This window comes from Pseudomonas sp. GM33, from assembly GCF_000282295.1.
In the GTDB taxonomy this organism is placed as follows: Bacteria; Pseudomonadota; Gammaproteobacteria; order Pseudomonadales; family Pseudomonadaceae; genus Aquipseudomonas; species Aquipseudomonas laurylsulfatiphila.
Genome location: NZ_AKJO01000013.1, coordinates 1 through 15,471 on the forward strand (window position 1 = coordinate 1; position 15,471 = coordinate 15,471).

Genomic DNA, 15,471 nt, shown 5'->3' on the forward strand with positions numbered 1-15,471 from the left:
GGCGGCCGCCAGTTGACGCTGGTGATGTCGGATGTCGGCAGCAATGGCGACAAGCCGGACTGGACCGTGCTTTCCGATTGTAGAACCCATTCGACGGCCTACAGTGAAGGCCGGACGCCAGTGGCGGGGCAACTGGCATTTCCGATCCGGCGGCTGACTTACAGGTTCAGCAACAACCAGTTGCTCATGAAGGGCGGGGCCGCAGCAGACCAGGTACTGGTGGACAATGTCGGCGCTTTCGACGTGAGCTTCGGCTTGGCCAGCACGGCCACTGATCTGGCAGCATCGCGCTACAGCAGCAACCCGCCGGACCCCGCGCTGATTCGTAGCGTACGCCTGAGCCTGACCCTCACCGATCCGAGTCGCCGGGTGAGCGATCAAACCTTCAACGTGGTTGCCGCTCTGCGCAACCGCTTGCCATGAGGAGATACCATTGAGTCGTTCTCCCGAGACGTATTACACCCAGCGCGGCATGGCGCTGCTGGTCAGTCTGGTGTTCTTGCTCTTGCTGACGCTGATGGGTCTCTCCTCGATGCAGAGTGCGACCCTGCAGGAAAAAATGGCCGGTAGCGTCGCCTTGCACAACCAGTCGTTCCAGAGCGCCGAGGCAGCATTGCGGGTGGGCGAGAGTGGCGTGCAGCGGGACAGTTATGCGCTACCTGTTTGCAGCGGCATCGTTCAATGTGCACCACCGTCCGAGTCCTCGACCATTACCGCAGCCGGCTTCAACGCCACTTCCGGAGTGACCTGGATTGCATCGGGCAAGGGTTTTTATGGCGTGCAAAACATCGGTGTCAGCAAGAAGGCGGTGAATGTGCCAATCAATACCCCGGCGACCTTGTATCGGGTAACCGCAGTCGGCATCGCGGGTCATTCGCGCAGTGTGGTGGAGAGTATCTATGCGAAGTACTGAGCGACCTGTCAGGTTATGGTCACACCTGCTCGGCGTCGTTGTCGCGCTTGACCTGTCGATGTCGGCGCATGCAGCCATGCCAGCGGATTCGCCAGCGCTGAACCGGCCAACCTGTCTGGCGAATGGCAACTGGTATGGTTTCTATCATGGCAATCAGGGCTTGAAAGCCGTCTGCCTGAAGCTGCCCGAAGCGATCAGCGTTAAGATGTTCGACAGCAACGCCGATGGCGTGGTCGACAACCCCGACACGCTGTCCGATGGTGTGATCTTCGTCGGAGAGCATTCGACCCAGGATACCAGCGACAATGGCGGGGTCGTAAACGATTCCACTGGCGACGACACGCCGGGGGTGGAAAAATCCGGCGGCAGCCGTCGCATCATGTGGCGACAAATACAGTAAGTGAGAGTTGAGGCATGCGTAGTTCCAACCGCGGTTTTACCCTGATCGAAATCATGATCGTGATTGCGATCATCGGGATTGTCATGACCATTGCGGCCCCGAGTTTCACCGAGTACCTGAACAAGGGCCGTCGCGCGGAAGTGGCGGGTCTGCTTTCGGAGCAGGCGCAGCTCCTGGAGCGCTTCTACTCGCAGAAAAATGTCTACACCGATGCGACGGGCCTCAGCGCCGGCAATGACTACTACAGCATCACTCCAGCCCTGACCGACCAGACCTTTCTGCTGACGGCGGTACGCAAGGCCGGCTCAAGCATGGCCACTGACAAATGCGGTGATCTGACCATCACCAACACCGGTGTACTGGGTATGGTCAATGCGAAGTCCGGCCTGACCAGCAAAGATTGCTGGGGGCGCTGAGTTTCTTTTTCGGGTGCCTTTTGCACCCTCTGTCTATTTAACGATTGGATCAGAACATGACCAGGCAACAGCAAGTGGTGATTGTCGGCGGTGGGGTGATTGGCTTGCTGACGGCCTTCAATCTCGCCTCCGAAATGCAAAGCGTTGTGCTGCTGGATCGCTCGAACGTCGGTCAGGAATCGTCCTGGGCCGGTGGCGGCATCGTTTCGCCGCTTTACCCGTGGCGCTACAGCCCGGCGGTCACTGCGTTGGCTCACTGGTCCCAGGACTTTTATCCACAACTGGGCGAGCGCTTGTTCGCCGCCACCGGTGTTGATCCTGAAGTGCATACCACCGGCCTGTATTGGCTGGATCTGGATGACGAGGCCCAAGCGCTGGCCTGGGCCGCGCGGGAGCATCGTCCGTTGAGTGCCGTGGATATCTCGGCGGCACACGACGCCGTGCCAGTGCTGGGCAGCGGTTTTTCCCGGGCGATCTACATGGCCGATGTCGCCAACGTGCGTAACCCGCGTCTGGTGAAGTCGCTCAAGGCCGCGTTGCTGGCGCTGCCGAACGTGACGATCCATGAGCAGTGCGAAGTCAGCGGGTTTGTTCGTGACGGCAACAAAGTGGTCGGCGTGCAGACCGCCACCGGTGCTGTTCTCGGCGATCAAGTCGTCCTGACGGCGGGGGCCTGGAGCGGTGATTTGCTCAAGCGTCTTGATCTGATGCTGCCGGTTGAGCCGGTGAAAGGGCAGATGATTCTCTACAAGTGCGCGGCGGATTTCCTGCCAAGCATGGTCCTGGCCAAGGGCCGTTATGCGATTCCCCGACGCGATGGACACATACTGATTGGCAGTACGCTGGAGCATGAAGGTTTTGACAAGACGCCGACCGGGGCGGCACTGGAAAGCCTGAAGGCGTCGGCGGTGGAATTGATCCCGGCACTGGCCGATGCCGAAGTGGTGGGGCACTGGGCCGGATTGCGCCCGGGATCACCCGAGGGCATTCCCTATATCGGCCCGGTGCCGGGGTTTGAGGGGCTCTGGCTCAACTGTGGGCATTACCGTAACGGACTGGTGTTGGCGCCGGCGTCGTGTCAGTTGTTTGCCGATGTGATGCTGGGGCGTACGCCGATTATCGATCCGACGCCTTATGCGCCTGCCGGGAGACTTTGAAGAGATCGCAGCCTTCGGCAGCTCCTGCATCGGGAGCGCACCTCCTGTATGAGCTGCCGCAGGCTGCGATCTTTTTAAAGCCTCAATCCAGTCCCAATTTCTTGAGCCTGTAACGCATCGACCTGAATGACAGATTCAACCGCTGAGCCGCCGCCGTGCGGTTCCAGCGGGTTTCCTCCAGGGCCTGGAGCAGCAGTTGGCGTTCGACGTTTTCCAGATAGGTGTCTAGATTGTCGATCCGGGTCAGGTCCGGCATTCCACCTTCAGCTGCGCAATTGCCCTCAGCCAGGCGCAGGTCGCCTGCTTCGATCTGATTGTCCTCGCACAAGGTATGAGCCCGTTCGAGCATATTTTCCAGTTCCCGCACGTTGCCCGGGAAGCGATAGCTTTTCAGTGCATCGAGGGCTTGGGGGTGGAGTCTGGCTGCCGGTTGACCCGTATCGGCGGCCAGGCGCTTGAGTATGTGACTGGCCAGCACCTCGATGTCATCGCGACGCTCGCGCAAGGGCGGCACCCGGAGTTCGATCACATTCAAACGGTAGTAAAGATCATGCCGAAATCGCCCGGCGGCGACTTCGGTGCCAAGGTCCTTGTGTGTGGCGCAGAGAATGCGCACATCCACCGCCACTTCCTGCTGCCCGCCGACGCTGCGTACGGCTTTCTCCTGAATGGCGCGTAGCAGTTTGACCTGCATGGCCAGCGGCAGGTCGGCCACCTCGTCGAGGAGCAGGGTACCGCCGTGAGCTGTCTGGAATAGACCGGGTTTGTCTTCGATGGCGCCGCTGAAGCTGCCTTTGCGATGGCCGAAAAACTCACTCTCCAACAGCTCAGAGGGAATCGCCGCGCAGTTGATTGCAATGAACGGCTGCTTGGCGCGGGGGCTTTGATCATGGATCAGGCGCGCGACCAATTCCTTGCCACTGCCGGATTCTCCGCTGATGTATACCGTCGCATGACTGTTGGCCAGTTTAGTGATGTGCTTGCGCAGGTTGCGCATGGGTAATGAGTCGCCCAGCAAACGGCGATCGATGTCGACCCCGCGGGCAGGAAGCAGCAAGGCGCTGGTGACCAGTTCACGCAGGCGCGGAAGGTCCACCGGTTTGGTGAGGAAGTCGAATGCACCGGCCTTGAGCACATTGATTGCGGTTTCGAGACTGGCATAGGCGGTGATCATCGCCACCTGGACCTGAGGATGACGTTGCTGGATGTGCTGCACCAACTCCAGGCCGGTGCCATCCGGCAACTGCATGTCGGTCAGGCAGAGATCGAAAGTTTCGCTTTTCAGCAGTGATTGCGCTTCGCCGACATTGCGAGCGTTGAACGTCTCCAGTTTCATCCTTCCCAGGGTGATTTCCAGGAGTTCGCGTATGTCTGGTTCGTCATCGACGATCAAGACTTTTTGTCGTGGTCTCGTATTCAAACTAGGTTCCGTCCGTGAGCAAAGGTCATGCAAAAGCAGCCGCTTTCCTGGCGTGCCTTGAAGTCTAGGCGGGACAGAATGCTTTCGCCCGGCTGGCCGGACAGATAAAGCCCCGGGCCCTTGAAATACGGGGCGGGGGCTTCGTGATCGAGTATTTCCAGTGATTTCAGGTCAAGCCATGGCGGCGACATTTGCGCGCGGCGCTGCAGGTACAGGACGTTTTCGATTACCCGGTTCATTCGCAGAGAGAGGTCTTGAATAATCTGCGTCAGACGTCACTCGGTGCCCTTCAGTTCCTTGGGTGTCAGCGATAGTCCTCGATCGGCCGCCATTTCGGGAGCGTGTCAGCGGCCGCTGGAGTTCTTGTCCTGCTCGAGATGAGCCTGGCTGCAATACCACCGTTGGTCGAGACTCAGCGCGCGGTCACGGGGCAGGTGAACGCCGCAATGGGCGCAACGGACCATGGGCGCCGCGTCCCGTTCGGCAGGGGACCGGGGGGTGGAGGCCTGACCCTTGAATTTGCGCCAGAACCATACGGCAGCGGCAATCAGGACAATCCAGAACAATAAACGAAGCATGGTGAGCTGCTTTTCGACTGATGATCCGGCAGTTTAGCCAAGGACCTGACAGGCGCACAGTGTAATAAAGCACTGAAATAAAAAAGGGAGACCCGAGAGTCTCCCTTTTGCACAGCCCAAGGTGTCAGTCGAACACGCCGAAGGTCATGTAGCTGAACCACGAGCGGTCGCTGTTGTTGCCTTCCGCTTCGTGATTTTCTTCTTCGACCGCGTCGCCATTGTCGTCTTTAGGCTTGAGCTCGGCCGGGATGGCGTCCTTGGCGTCCTGGAACTGCTTCTGCACGTCCTGGTTGGCGCGGGTTTCGCCCGGTGGCAGCGGCGGACGGGATTCGATCAGGCCCAGGGTCGCCTTGCTCAGCCACGAACGGTTGTCGGCTTCGGCCATGGTCGGCACGAACTGGCCGTCTACCAGCGTCGGGTGGTTCGGGTAGTTGAGCTTCAGGGTTTCCAGGCTGGTGGCAGCCAGTTCGTCCAGGTGCAGGCGCTGATAGGCCTCGGTCATCACCGCCAAGCCGTCGCCGACCGAAGGGGTTTCCTGGAAGTTTTCCACCACGTAACGACCGCGGTTTGCTGCTGCGACATAGGCCTGACGGGTCAGGTAGTAGTCGGCCACGTGAATTTCGTAGGCCGCCAGCAGGTTGCGCAGGTAAATCATGCGCTGCTTGGCATCCGGCGCGTAACGGCTGTTCGGGAAGCGGCTGGTCAGTTGGGCGAACTCGTTATAGGAGTCGCGGGCGGCGCCAGGGTCACGCTTGGTCATGTCCAGTGGCAGGAAACGCGCCAGCAGGCCGACGTCCTGGTCGAAAGAAGTCAGGCCCTTGAGGTAGTAGGCATAATCGACGTTCGGATGCTGTGGGTGCAGACGAATGAAGCGCTCAGCCGCGGACTTGGCCGCTTCTGGCTCGGTGTTCTTGTAGTTGGCGTAGATGAGTTCAAGTTGCGCCTGGTCGGCATAGCGACCGAACGGATAACGCGACTCCAGAGCCTTCAGCTTGGCGATGGCGGAGGTGTAGCTACTGTTGTCCAGGTCATTTTGAGCCTGTTGGTACAGCTCGACTTCACTGAGGTTTTCGTCTACGACTTCCTTCGATGAGCAAGCAGCGGTCAATGCGAGGATGGCGATCAGCAGCAGGTGTTTCACTTGCATGGCGGCTTGCGTCCCTATGACGGCCGCTGTCTTGGGCGTGGCCGTCCTGTTATGATGAGCGCCCCGTTGAAAAGCCTCGGGGCAAAAGACGCCGTATTTAACCACAAGCGCGCAGCCGAAACCAAAGGCTGTGCCGACGCCTAGTCTGAGCATGTCCGATAAAATTGAACTTCGCGCAGAGGTGCCGTCCGAATTGGGCGGCCAACGCCTCGATCAAGTCGCCGCACAATTATTCGCTGAGCACTCGCGCTCGCGCCTTTCCGCCTGGATCAAAGACGGCCGCCTGACTGTGGATGGGGCGGTTATCCGCCCGCGAGACATCGTCCATGGTGGCGCCATCCTTGAGTTGACTGCCGAGCAGGAAGCTCAGGGCGAATGGGTCGCTCAAGACATAGCCCTGGACATCCTCTACGAAGACGACGACATCCTGGTGATCAACAAGCCTGCGGGCCTGGTGGTGCACCCGGCTGCCGGTCATGCCGACGGCACCTTGCTCAACGCCTTGCTGCACCACGTGCCGGACATCATCAATGTGCCCCGCGCCGGTATCGTGCATCGCCTGGACAAGGACACCACCGGTCTGATGGTGGTGGCCAAGACCATTCAGGCGCAGACGCAGCTGGTGACACAGTTGCAGAGTCGCAGCGTCAGCCGGATCTACGAGTGCATCGTGATCGGTGTGGTGACAGCCGGCGGCAAGATCAACGCGCCGATCGGTCGTCACGGCCAGCAACGCCAGCGCATGGCCGTAATGGAAGGTGGCAAGCAAGCCGTCAGCCATTACCGCGTGCTCGAGCGCTTCCGCTCCCACACTCACGTGCGGGTGAAGCTGGAAACCGGTCGTACGCACCAGATTCGCGTGCACATGGCGCACATCAACTACCCGTTGGTCGGAGATCCCGCCTACGGCGGTCGTTTCCGTATTCCGCCGGCCGCCAACCCGACCATGGTCGAGTCGCTTAAAAATTTCCCGCGTCAGGCGCTGCATGCGCGTTTCCTGGAGCTGGATCATCCGACCACCGGTAAGCGCATGAGCTGGGAATCGCCGTTGCCGGAAGACTTCGTCTGGCTGCTGACCCTGCTCAAGCAAGACCGCGAGGCGTTCATCGGATGAGTGCCTGGCTGATTCCTGACTGGCCCGCGCCGGCCGGGGTCAAAGCCTGTGTGACCACCCGTGCGGGCGGCGTCAGTGTGGCGCCGTTCGACAGCCTCAACCTCGGCGATCACGTCGACGACAGCCCCGAAGCGGTTGCCGAGAATCGCCGTCGTCTTACCGATCATTTCTCCATTCAACCGGCCTGGCTGCAGCAGGTCCACGGCATTGTCGTGGCCCATGCCGATCCGGGCCAGGTGGCCACCGCTGATGCCAGTTGGACGTCGACGCCCGGCATCGCCTGTGCGGCAATGACTGCCGACTGCCTGCCTGCGCTGTTCTGCGACCGCGCCGGCACTCGTGTCGCGGCGGCCCATGCCGGTTGGCGCGGGTTGGCGGCAGGCGTGCTGGAAGCGACGCTCGATACGCTGGACGTTGCGCCCGGAGACGTATTGGTCTGGCTCGGCCCGGCCATCGGCCCGCAGGCCTTTGAAGTCGGCCCGGAAGTGCGCGAGACCTTCGTCGAGCAATTGCCGCAAGCGGCTGAGGCTTTTGTGCCGAGCCAAAACCCCGGCAAGTTCATGGCCGACATCTATAGGCTGGCGCGCTTGCGTCTGGCCGCTCGCGGTGTCACCGCCGTTTATGGTGGCGGGTTCTGCACCGTGAGCGATCCGCGCTTCTTTTCTTACCGCCGTGCGCCTCGCACTGGTCGGTTTGCCTCCCTGGTTTGGCTCGAACGCTAGACTTGTCTGATCTGCATCAACGTCACGACGCTTGAAACTCCCAGAATCGACCGCATCTATTGTGGTATCTGGCAGGTTTCTTCATTCAGGATGTTTTATAGGTCCGGCCTGCTCAAAAGGAAGGTGACCCATGCGTATAGACCGTTTAACCAGCAAATTGCAGTTAGCGTTGTCCGATGCCCAATCCCTGGCTGTCGGCCACGATCATCCGGCCATTGAACCGGCGCACTTGATGCAAGCCTTGCTCGAGCAGCAGGGTGGTTCGATCAAACCTCTGCTGATGCAGGTGGGCTTCGACGTCAACAGCCTGCGTAAAGAGCTGACCAAAGAGCTCGACCAGCTACCGAAAATCCAGAACCCGACCGGCGACGTCAACATGTCGCAGGATCTGGCGCGCCTGCTCAACCAGGCTGACCGTCTGGCCCAGCAGAAGGGCGACCAATTCATCTCCAGCGAACTGGTGCTGCTCGCCGCCATGGACGAGAACAGCAAACTCGGCAAGTTGCTGCTCGGCCAGGGTGTGAGCAAGAAAGCCCTGGAAAACGCGATCAACAACCTGCGTGGTGGCGAGGCCGTCAACGACCCGAACCACGAGGAAGCACGCCAGGCCCTGGACAAGTACACCGTCGACCTGACCAAGCGCGCCGAAGACGGCAAGCTCGATCCGGTGATCGGCCGTGACGATGAAATTCGCCGGACCATCCAGGTGCTGCAACGTCGTACCAAGAACAACCCGGTGCTGATCGGTGAACCTGGCGTGGGTAAAACCGCCATCGCCGAAGGCCTGGCCCAGCGCATCATCAATGGCGAAGTGCCGGATGGCCTCAAGGGCAAGCGTCTGTTGTCCCTGGACATGGGGGCGCTGATTGCCGGTGCCAAGTATCGTGGTGAGTTCGAAGAGCGCCTGAAATCCCTGCTCAATGAGCTGTCGAAGCAGGAAGGGCAGATCATCCTGTTCATCGACGAACTGCACACCATGGTCGGCGCCGGTAAAGGCGAAGGCTCGATGGATGCGGGCAACATGCTCAAGCCAGCCCTGGCCCGCGGTGAACTGCACTGCGTGGGTGCCACCACGCTGAACGAATACCGCCAATACATAGAGAAGGACGCCGCTCTCGAGCGACGTTTCCAGAAAGTGCTGGTGGACGAACCGAGCGAAGAAGACACCATTGCCATCCTGCGTGGCCTGAAAGAGCGTTATGAGGTTCACCACAAGGTGGCCATCACTGACGGCGCGATCATTGCGGCGGCCAAGCTCAGTCATCGCTACATCACTGACCGGCAGTTACCGGACAAGGCCATCGACCTGATCGACGAAGCCGCCAGCCGCATCCGCATGGAGATCGACTCCAAGCCTGAAGTGCTGGATCGTCTGGAACGTCGCCTGATTCAGCTGAAGGTGGAATCCCAGGCGCTGAAGAAAGAAAGCGACGACGCGGCGAAGAAGCGTCTGGAAAAACTGCAGGAAGAAATCGCTCGTCATGAGCGTGAGTACTCGGATCTCGAGGAAATCTGGAACTCGGAGAAAGCCGAAGTCCAGGGTTCTGCGCAGATCCAGCAGAAAATCGAGCAGTCCCGTCAGGAGCTGGAAGCGGCCCGCCGCAAAGGCGACCTGAACCGCATGGCCGAGTTGCAGTACGGGGTGATCCCGGACCTGGAGCGCAGCCTGCAAATGGTCGATCAGCATGGCAAAGCCGAAAATCAGTTGCTGCGCAGCAAGGTGACTGAAGAAGAGATCGCTGAAGTCGTGTCGAAGTGGACCGGTATTCCGGTGTCGAAAATGCTCGAAGGCGAGCGCGACAAGCTGATGAAGATGGAAAGCCTGTTGCACCAGCGTGTGATCGGCCAGGATGAAGCGGTGGTGGCCGTTTCCAACGCGGTGCGGCGTTCGCGCGCCGGGTTGTCCGACCCGAATCGCCCGAGTGGTTCGTTCATGTTCCTCGGCCCGACCGGGGTCGGTAAAACCGAGCTGTGCAAGGCGCTGGCCGAATTCCTCTTTGATACCGAAGAGGCGATGGTACGGATCGACATGTCCGAGTTCATGGAGAAACATTCCGTGGCTCGCCTGATCGGTGCGCCACCGGGCTACGTGGGGTATGAAGAGGGCGGTTACCTGACCGAGGCCGTACGTCGCAAGCCGTATTCGGTGATCCTCATGGACGAAGTCGAGAAGGCGCACCCGGATGTGTTCAACATCTTGCTGCAAGTGCTCGAAGACGGCCGTCTGACCGACAGCCATGGCCGCACGGTGGATTTCAAGAACACTGTGATTGTCATGACCTCCAACCTGGGGTCGGTGCAGATCCAGGAATTGGTCGGTGACCGTGAGGCTCAGCGCGCAGCGGTGATGGATGCGATTTCCAGCCACTTCCGGCCGGAGTTCATCAACCGGGTCGACGAAGTGGTGATCTTCGAGCCGTTGGCACGGGATCAGATCGCCGGCATTACCGAGATCCAGTTGGGTCGTCTGCGTAGCCGCCTGACCGAGCGCGAGCTGAAGCTTGAACTCAGCCCCGAGGCCATGGACAAGCTGATAGCGGTCGGTTACGACCCGGTGTACGGCGCACGGCCGCTCAAGCGCGCTATCCAGCGCTGGATCGAGAACCCGCTGGCGCAGCTGATTCTGTCCGGTCGATTCATGCCGGGCGATACCGCTCACGGTGTGGTGGAACACGACGAAATCGTCTTCGTCTGATCCATAACGGCAACAAAATCGAAAAGGCCTCGCATAACGAGGCCTTTTTTTCGTTAGGCTGTTGAACTCAAAGGAAAAGGCTTGTAAAGTGCGCCCCGCAGTCAGTCACCCGCCAGGGTTTCCGCTCCCCAAGCTGGAATCCAAAATAAGTTGCAAATCATTAACTTGAAAGCAATTTAGGGGGTTGACAGAGGTGCTGAAGATTGTAGAATAGCGCGCCTCAGACACACGAACGCAGCGATGCGAACGGGTCGAAGAGAACGCAGTAAAGCTTCAAAGTTGTAAATTGAAATGTGTAGTTCCGTGATAGCTCAGTCGGTAGAGCAAATGACTGTTAATCATTGGGTCCCAGGTTCGAGTCCTGGTCACGGAGCCAATTTCAAACCGGGGTATAGCGCAGTCCGGTAGCGCGCCTGCTTTGGGAGCAGGATGTCAGGAGTTCGAATCCCCTTACCCCGACCATATTTGGGTCGTTAGCTCAGTTGGTAGAGCAGTTGGCTTTTAACCAATTGGTCGTAGGTTCGAATCCCACACGACCCACCATTTTTGAAACCAGTTAGCGCTGGAATCGAATCTTAAGATCAGACGCCAAAAGCTCTGTTCGCAGAAGGCGCCTTTAAAAGGTGCCTTTTTTTTACCGGGGTATAGCGCAGTCCGGTAGCGCGCCTGCTTTGGGAGCAGGATGTCAGGAGTTCGAATCCCCTTACCCCGACCATATTAAAAATCCTCGTATCGAAAGATACGGGGATTTTTTTTGTCTGTGAGAAACCCGTAACACCGCAAAACCAATGTGGGAGCGGGCTTGCTCGCGAAGGCAGTGTGTCAGTCGACATAAGAGTTGAATGACACGGCCTCTTCGCGAGCAAGCCCGCTCCCACAGGGGGGTTAGTGCAGCTTCAGGCGTGGCTCGGTGCCGCGCCCGATCTTGCTGCCCAACATCAGCATCGCCGTGCGGAACGGGCCGTACAGCGCCATCTGGTGCATGCGGTAGAGCGACACGTAGAACATCCGCGCCAGCCAGCCTTCGAGCATCACGCTGCCGGTGAGGTTGCCCATCAGGTTACCCACAGCCGAAAAACGCGACAGTGAGATCAGCGAGCCATAGTCGGTGTACTTGTACTCCGGCAGGGGCTTGCCTTCGATGCGCAGTTTCAGCGATTTGGCCAGCAACGAAGCCTGTTGGTGTGCGGCCTGGGCGCGTGGTGGCACATTACGGTCGCTGCCAGGTTGCGGGCAGGCGGCGCAGTCGCCGAAGGCGAAGATGTTCTCGTCGCGGGTGGTTTGCAGGGTCGGCAAAACTTGCAGCTGATTGATGCGGTTGGTTTCCAGGCCATCGATGTCCTTGAGGAAACCCGGCGCGCGAATCCCCGCGGCCCAGACTTTCAGGCTGGCCTTGATTTCGTTGCCGTCGGCGGTGATCAGGCTGTCGGCCGTTACTTCGCTCACCGCGGCATTGGTCATGACGTTGACCCCGAGTTTCTCCAGGGTTTTATGCACAGGCCCGCCAATCCGCTCCGGCAGCGCCGGCAGCACCCGTGGACCGGCTTCGATCAGGGTGATGTGCATGTTTTCCGGTTTGATCCGGTCCAGGCCATAGGCCGCTAGTTCGTGGGCGGCGTTGTGCAGCTCGGCGGCCAGTTCGACCCCGGTGGCACCGGCGCCGACGATGGCCACGCTGATTTGTTCGACTGCATCGGTCTGGCCGGCGTGTGCGCGCAAATAGTGATTGAGCAGTTGCTGGTGGAAACGCTCGGCCTGTTTGCGGGTGTCGAGGAACAGGCAGTGTTGCGCTGCGCCCTGGGTGCCGAAATCGTTAGTGGTGCTGCCGACGGAGATCACCAGCGAGTCGTAAGGCACTTCGCGGGCCGGGACCAGTTCCAGACCGGCCTCGTCGTAGGTGGCGGCCAACTGGATTTTCTTATTCGCGCGATCGAGCCCGCTCATGCGCCCCAGCTGGAACTCGAAGTGGTTCCATTTGGCCTGGGCGACATAGTTGAGTTCGTCTTCGGAAGAGTTCAGGGAACCGGCCGCCACTTCGTGCAACAACGGTTTCCAGATGTGGGTCAGGTTGGCGTCGACCAGCATCACGCTGGCCGTACCGCGCTTGCCCAGAGTCTTACCCAGACGGGTAGCCAACTCCAGACCGCCGGCGCCGCCGCCGACAATGACAATACGATGGGACATAAGGATAACTCGCAAGGCTAAAAGAAATCGGTTCAATTACCCAAGCGAGCGCAAGGCAGCTCATAGCGTCAGGTAACTGATAAGTCGGCTCAACAGGCCCAGGCCAATGGTCACTGCCAATACCAGAACAAGGAGCATCCACGGCCGGAAAGGCCGGCGCTCGACTTGGTGCTGGGACAATTGCAGGTACTCTTCGACATGCTTTTGGTCGTCGGGGTTCAGGCGGCTGGTCATATCGGGCCTCGTCAAAGGTAGACGTTGCTGAATGTGTAGAAGCTACAGTGTTTTTACCCAGGGTTGAACGCAGCATAGCCGCTGTCTGGAACGGGTTCGACGCTGACGAAATCGTCCAGGCGAATGATTCCACTTTGTAACACCCGGGCCGTGATTCCGCCATGTCCGCGCACGGCCTGAAAGGTGCCGATGCCCAGGTTGCTTTCAAGGCGCGCGCAGGGTTGGCACCAGCCGGTAGTTTCGAACGTTGCCTGGCCAATCCGGAAGCGGCGGCCCTTGAGGCTGAACAGATTGATACCACTGATAACGAGATTGCGCCGCAGATCTTCAGGCCGGACCGGATGATCCTGTGCACGCCCCAGCAGCGAACTGATCACCGCCAGGTGCTCCCACTGAATCAGTGTGACCTGTCGCGCATTGCGCACGCCGGGGCGGGCGTGGTCACCGGTCAGGCCGGCCTCCAGGCGCGCTTCCACGGCATCGAGTTCAAGCATTGCCGAACGTGATTGCGGGCGCACGCCGATCCAGCGTACACGACCTTGTTGCGGCACCTCGGCGATCAGCGCCTGCAGCGGGCTCACAGGCTGATCCCGACGTCAAAGACAATGCTGCGCCCCAGGTTGCTGCGCAAGAAGTCCGGTGCATCCGGGTGGGCGAACAGCACGCGGGCAAAAGTCGGCCCGACCAAGGACAGCGAACGCCAGCCCTGGCGCAGGTACTCGGTCGGCGGCGGGAAATGGCTGTTGAGGTCCAGCACTTCGCGTTTGAGGCTGGCGAAGGCAATGATGTCCAGTTCACCCAGGTCCATGCCGCGCTCTTTGTAGTTGTGCGCTTTTTTGCGCAAGGTCGGCGCCAATCGCAGCAAGAACTCGTTGGCGGGGATGCGTCGTGGCTTGGCCTCGCGGCGCACCAGTTGGCTCAGGGAAAACGCGCTGCGTCGGCGTTGCAGTTCGTCGCGCCATTCATCGTTGAGGCGCCGGCCCTCGTCCAGCACGAAGAACACCTCGAAACTGGCATCGCGAAACAACACGTCCGGCGGCTCCCCGGCGGGGGCGAACTCGTCGGCGCGATAGGGAATGTTCAATCCTTGCAACAGGCGCTGGCACACCCAACGCTCACGCTCCCATTTGCGGGCATTGGACAGGAACGCGTTGGCTTGCTCGGCCGCGATGGTCAGCAGGCGTAAGTAATCTGAGTCATCCATAGGCCCAAGCTTAGCGTTCAATTGCGACAAGCAGAAAGCGTTAAGCATCAATCAGCATCGCTGGGCACACGGAACGGGCGGTGTAGACTGATGGCCATTACGCGCCTGCGATAGAACAAGGGGGTTCAAGGTGAAATATTGGTCGCTATTAGTACTCAGTCTGCTGCCGCTGTGGGCCAATGCGCTGGAGGTCGGCGAGCGGCTGGCGCCATGGACATTGCTTGATCAGTTCGATCAGGCCTTCACCCTCGACAGTCGCACTCAGACGCTGCTGGTGGCGCGCAGCATGGAAGCGGCGAAACTGGTCGATGCGGCGTTGCAAGGTCAGCCCAAAGGCTATCTGGAGGCCCGGCACGCGGTCTTTCTCGCGGACATCCAGCGAATGCCACGCTTGATCGCGAAAATGTTCGCAGTACCGGCCATGCGCGATTACTCCTATCGGGTGATGCTGGATCGTGAAGGTCGTGTCGCACCGCGTTACCCCGGCGCTGTGGATAAAGTGTTGTGGTTACAGCTCAAGGATGGTCGATTGATGGACCAGCACGAATACGCCACGGCTGCGCAATTGCGTGAAGCGCTGGAGACGTCTGGTCCATGATCGGCGCTGAGCTGCTGTCACCGCAGAGCCTGACAGTCGGCTGGATGATCTATGTGCCGGTGCTGCTTTGGGCGATGTGGCGCGCGCCCTGGGTTGAACTGTTCACAGACAGCCGTCGCCAGCATTTATTCTTCGGCACGGTATTTGCGTTGTTCATGCTGTGGCTGGTGCGGCGGGATTTCGATACCGGTGTGTCTTACCACTTCATCGGAATGACGGCGGTGACACTGCTGCTGGACTGGCCGCTGGCGATCGTTGGCGGGCTGGTCGCGCAGTTGGGGCTGGTGTTGCTCGGGCGTCAGGATCTGGTTGCGGTCGGGGTCAATGGTGCGCTGCTGATTGCGTTGCCGGTGCTGGTCACCGAGTGCTGCGCGATCCTGGTGGAGCGCGCGCAGCCGCGAAATCCCTTCGTGTATATCTTCGTTTCCGGATTTTTTGCCGCCGCGCTGTCGGCGTTGCTGTGCCTGCTGCTGGCGCTTTGGTTGCTATGGTTCGACGAGCGTTTTGCCATGCCGTACTGGCTGGAAGATTTTGTCGGATATCTATGGCTGATCATTTTTCCCGAAGCCTTTATCAACGGCATGATCGTCAGTGCGCTGGTCGTGTTTTGTCCGGAGTGGCTTGAGACGTTCAACCGCACCCGCTACCTCTCGGCCCCCTGGAAGGACGACGATCCCAAGCCCTGAAAT

At 59.7% G+C, this 15,471-nt stretch carries 17 protein-coding genes, 4 tRNA genes and 1 pseudogene; 14 read left to right on the forward strand and 8 right to left on the reverse strand.

The window, feature by feature from the left end:
* The 5 genes and pseudogenes from PMI26_RS26620 to thiO form a co-directional block, all read left to right on the forward strand.
* Positions 1-423 (forward strand): annotated as a pseudogene (locus PMI26_RS26620) (pilus assembly protein PilW); the annotation flags it as partial.
* A 49-nt stretch (positions 424-472) separates the two neighbouring features.
* On the forward strand, positions 473-913 hold the full coding sequence (locus PMI26_RS26615) for a pilus assembly PilX family protein (RefSeq protein WP_443200833.1): 441 nt from the start codon (positions 473-475) through the stop codon (positions 911-913).
* Entirely contained in the window at positions 900-1,313 is a 414-nt protein-coding gene (locus tag PMI26_RS26610; protein WP_007970513.1) for a hypothetical protein, read from the forward strand. The genes PMI26_RS26615 and PMI26_RS26610 overlap by 14 nt, the downstream gene beginning before the upstream one ends.
* A gap of 14 nt (positions 1,314-1,327) precedes the next feature.
* Positions 1,328-1,729: a type IV pilin protein gene (locus PMI26_RS26605; protein WP_007970514.1), complete on the forward strand. Its 402-nt coding sequence runs from the start codon at positions 1,328-1,330 to the stop codon at positions 1,727-1,729.
* A gap of 56 nt (positions 1,730-1,785) precedes the next feature.
* Positions 1,786-2,886: a glycine oxidase ThiO gene (gene thiO, locus PMI26_RS26600; protein WP_007970515.1), complete on the forward strand. Its 1,101-nt coding sequence runs from the start codon at positions 1,786-1,788 to the stop codon at positions 2,884-2,886.
* 82 nt (positions 2,887-2,968) lie between these two features.
* Here the strand turns inward: thiO and PMI26_RS26595 are convergent, their stop codons facing one another.
* From PMI26_RS26595 to PMI26_RS26580, 4 genes are all read right to left on the reverse strand, one after another.
* A complete protein-coding gene (locus PMI26_RS26595) occupies positions 2,969-4,306 on the reverse strand; it encodes a sigma-54-dependent transcriptional regulator (protein ID WP_007970516.1) in 1,338 nt (445 codons plus the stop codon).
* The gene (locus PMI26_RS26590) at positions 4,303-4,545 is read right to left on the reverse strand and encodes a hypothetical protein (RefSeq protein ID WP_007970518.1); all 243 of its coding nucleotides are present in this window, start codon (positions 4,543-4,545) and stop codon (positions 4,303-4,305) included. The genes PMI26_RS26595 and PMI26_RS26590 overlap by 4 nt, the downstream gene beginning before the upstream one ends.
* Positions 4,546-4,650: 105 nt before the next feature.
* Entirely contained in the window at positions 4,651-4,884 is a 234-nt protein-coding gene (locus PMI26_RS26585; protein ID WP_007970520.1) for a PP0621 family protein, read from the reverse strand.
* 124 nt (positions 4,885-5,008) lie between these two features.
* Positions 5,009-6,031 (reverse strand): outer membrane protein assembly factor BamD, encoded by a 1,023-nt coding sequence (locus PMI26_RS26580; RefSeq protein WP_007970522.1) that lies wholly within the window; start codon positions 6,029-6,031, stop codon positions 5,009-5,011.
* 151 nt (positions 6,032-6,182) lie between these two features.
* Here PMI26_RS26580 and rluD point away from each other — a divergent pair, with 151 nt between their 5' ends.
* From rluD to PMI26_RS26545, 7 genes are all read left to right on the forward strand, one after another.
* Positions 6,183-7,145, forward strand: a complete 963-nt coding sequence (gene rluD / locus PMI26_RS26575) for a 23S rRNA pseudouridine(1911/1915/1917) synthase RluD (protein WP_007970524.1) — start codon at positions 6,183-6,185, stop codon at positions 7,143-7,145.
* On the forward strand, positions 7,142-7,867 hold the full coding sequence (gene pgeF / locus PMI26_RS26570) for a peptidoglycan editing factor PgeF (RefSeq protein ID WP_007970526.1): 726 nt from the start codon (positions 7,142-7,144) through the stop codon (positions 7,865-7,867). The genes rluD and pgeF overlap by 4 nt, the downstream gene beginning before the upstream one ends.
* A gap of 130 nt (positions 7,868-7,997) precedes the next feature.
* On the forward strand, positions 7,998-10,562 hold the full coding sequence (gene clpB, locus PMI26_RS26565) for an ATP-dependent chaperone ClpB (RefSeq protein WP_007970527.1): 2,565 nt from the start codon (positions 7,998-8,000) through the stop codon (positions 10,560-10,562).
* A 300-nt stretch (positions 10,563-10,862) separates the two neighbouring features.
* Positions 10,863-10,938: transfer RNA gene (locus PMI26_RS26560), tRNA-Asn, on the forward strand.
* Positions 10,939-10,947: 9 nt separating this feature from the next.
* A tRNA-Pro gene (locus PMI26_RS26555) sits at positions 10,948-11,024 on the forward strand.
* A 5-nt stretch (positions 11,025-11,029) separates the two neighbouring features.
* Positions 11,030-11,105: transfer RNA gene (locus PMI26_RS26550), tRNA-Lys, on the forward strand.
* 95 nt (positions 11,106-11,200) lie between these two features.
* Positions 11,201-11,277: transfer RNA gene (locus PMI26_RS26545), tRNA-Pro, on the forward strand.
* Positions 11,278-11,447: 170 nt separating this feature from the next.
* On the opposite strand, the gene PMI26_RS26540 is transcribed toward PMI26_RS26545, so the two are convergent.
* Genes PMI26_RS26540 through PMI26_RS26525 form a run of 4 tightly spaced genes read right to left on the reverse strand, consistent with a single transcriptional unit; the run spans position 11,448 to position 14,184 of the window.
* Positions 11,448-12,746, reverse strand: coding sequence for an NAD(P)/FAD-dependent oxidoreductase (locus tag PMI26_RS26540; RefSeq protein WP_007970529.1), 1,299 nt, complete (start codon positions 12,744-12,746; stop codon positions 11,448-11,450).
* Positions 12,747-12,806: 60 nt separating this feature from the next.
* Positions 12,807-12,980: a DUF3094 domain-containing protein gene (locus tag PMI26_RS26535; RefSeq protein WP_007970531.1), complete on the reverse strand. Its 174-nt coding sequence runs from the start codon at positions 12,978-12,980 to the stop codon at positions 12,807-12,809.
* A gap of 53 nt (positions 12,981-13,033) precedes the next feature.
* Complete coding sequence (locus PMI26_RS26530) at positions 13,034-13,561, reverse strand: MOSC domain-containing protein (protein WP_007970532.1); 528 nt, start codon at positions 13,559-13,561, stop codon at positions 13,034-13,036.
* Positions 13,558-14,184: a DUF1780 domain-containing protein gene (locus tag PMI26_RS26525; protein WP_007970534.1), complete on the reverse strand. Its 627-nt coding sequence runs from the start codon at positions 14,182-14,184 to the stop codon at positions 13,558-13,560. The genes PMI26_RS26530 and PMI26_RS26525 overlap by 4 nt, the downstream gene beginning before the upstream one ends.
* Positions 14,185-14,314: 130 nt before the next feature.
* Here PMI26_RS26525 and PMI26_RS26520 point away from each other — a divergent pair, with 130 nt between their 5' ends.
* Together PMI26_RS26520 and PMI26_RS26515 are read left to right on the forward strand one after the other, a co-directional pair.
* Positions 14,315-14,782 carry a hypothetical protein gene (locus PMI26_RS26520; RefSeq protein ID WP_007970535.1) on the forward strand — a complete coding sequence of 156 codons (468 nt, stop codon included), beginning with the start codon at positions 14,315-14,317 and terminating at the stop codon, positions 14,780-14,782.
* Complete coding sequence (locus PMI26_RS26515; RefSeq protein WP_007970537.1) at positions 14,779-15,468, forward strand: energy-coupling factor ABC transporter permease; 690 nt, start codon at positions 14,779-14,781, stop codon at positions 15,466-15,468. Before PMI26_RS26520 ends, PMI26_RS26515 begins: the two co-directional genes overlap by 4 nt.
* Positions 15,469-15,471 lie beyond the last annotated feature (3 nt).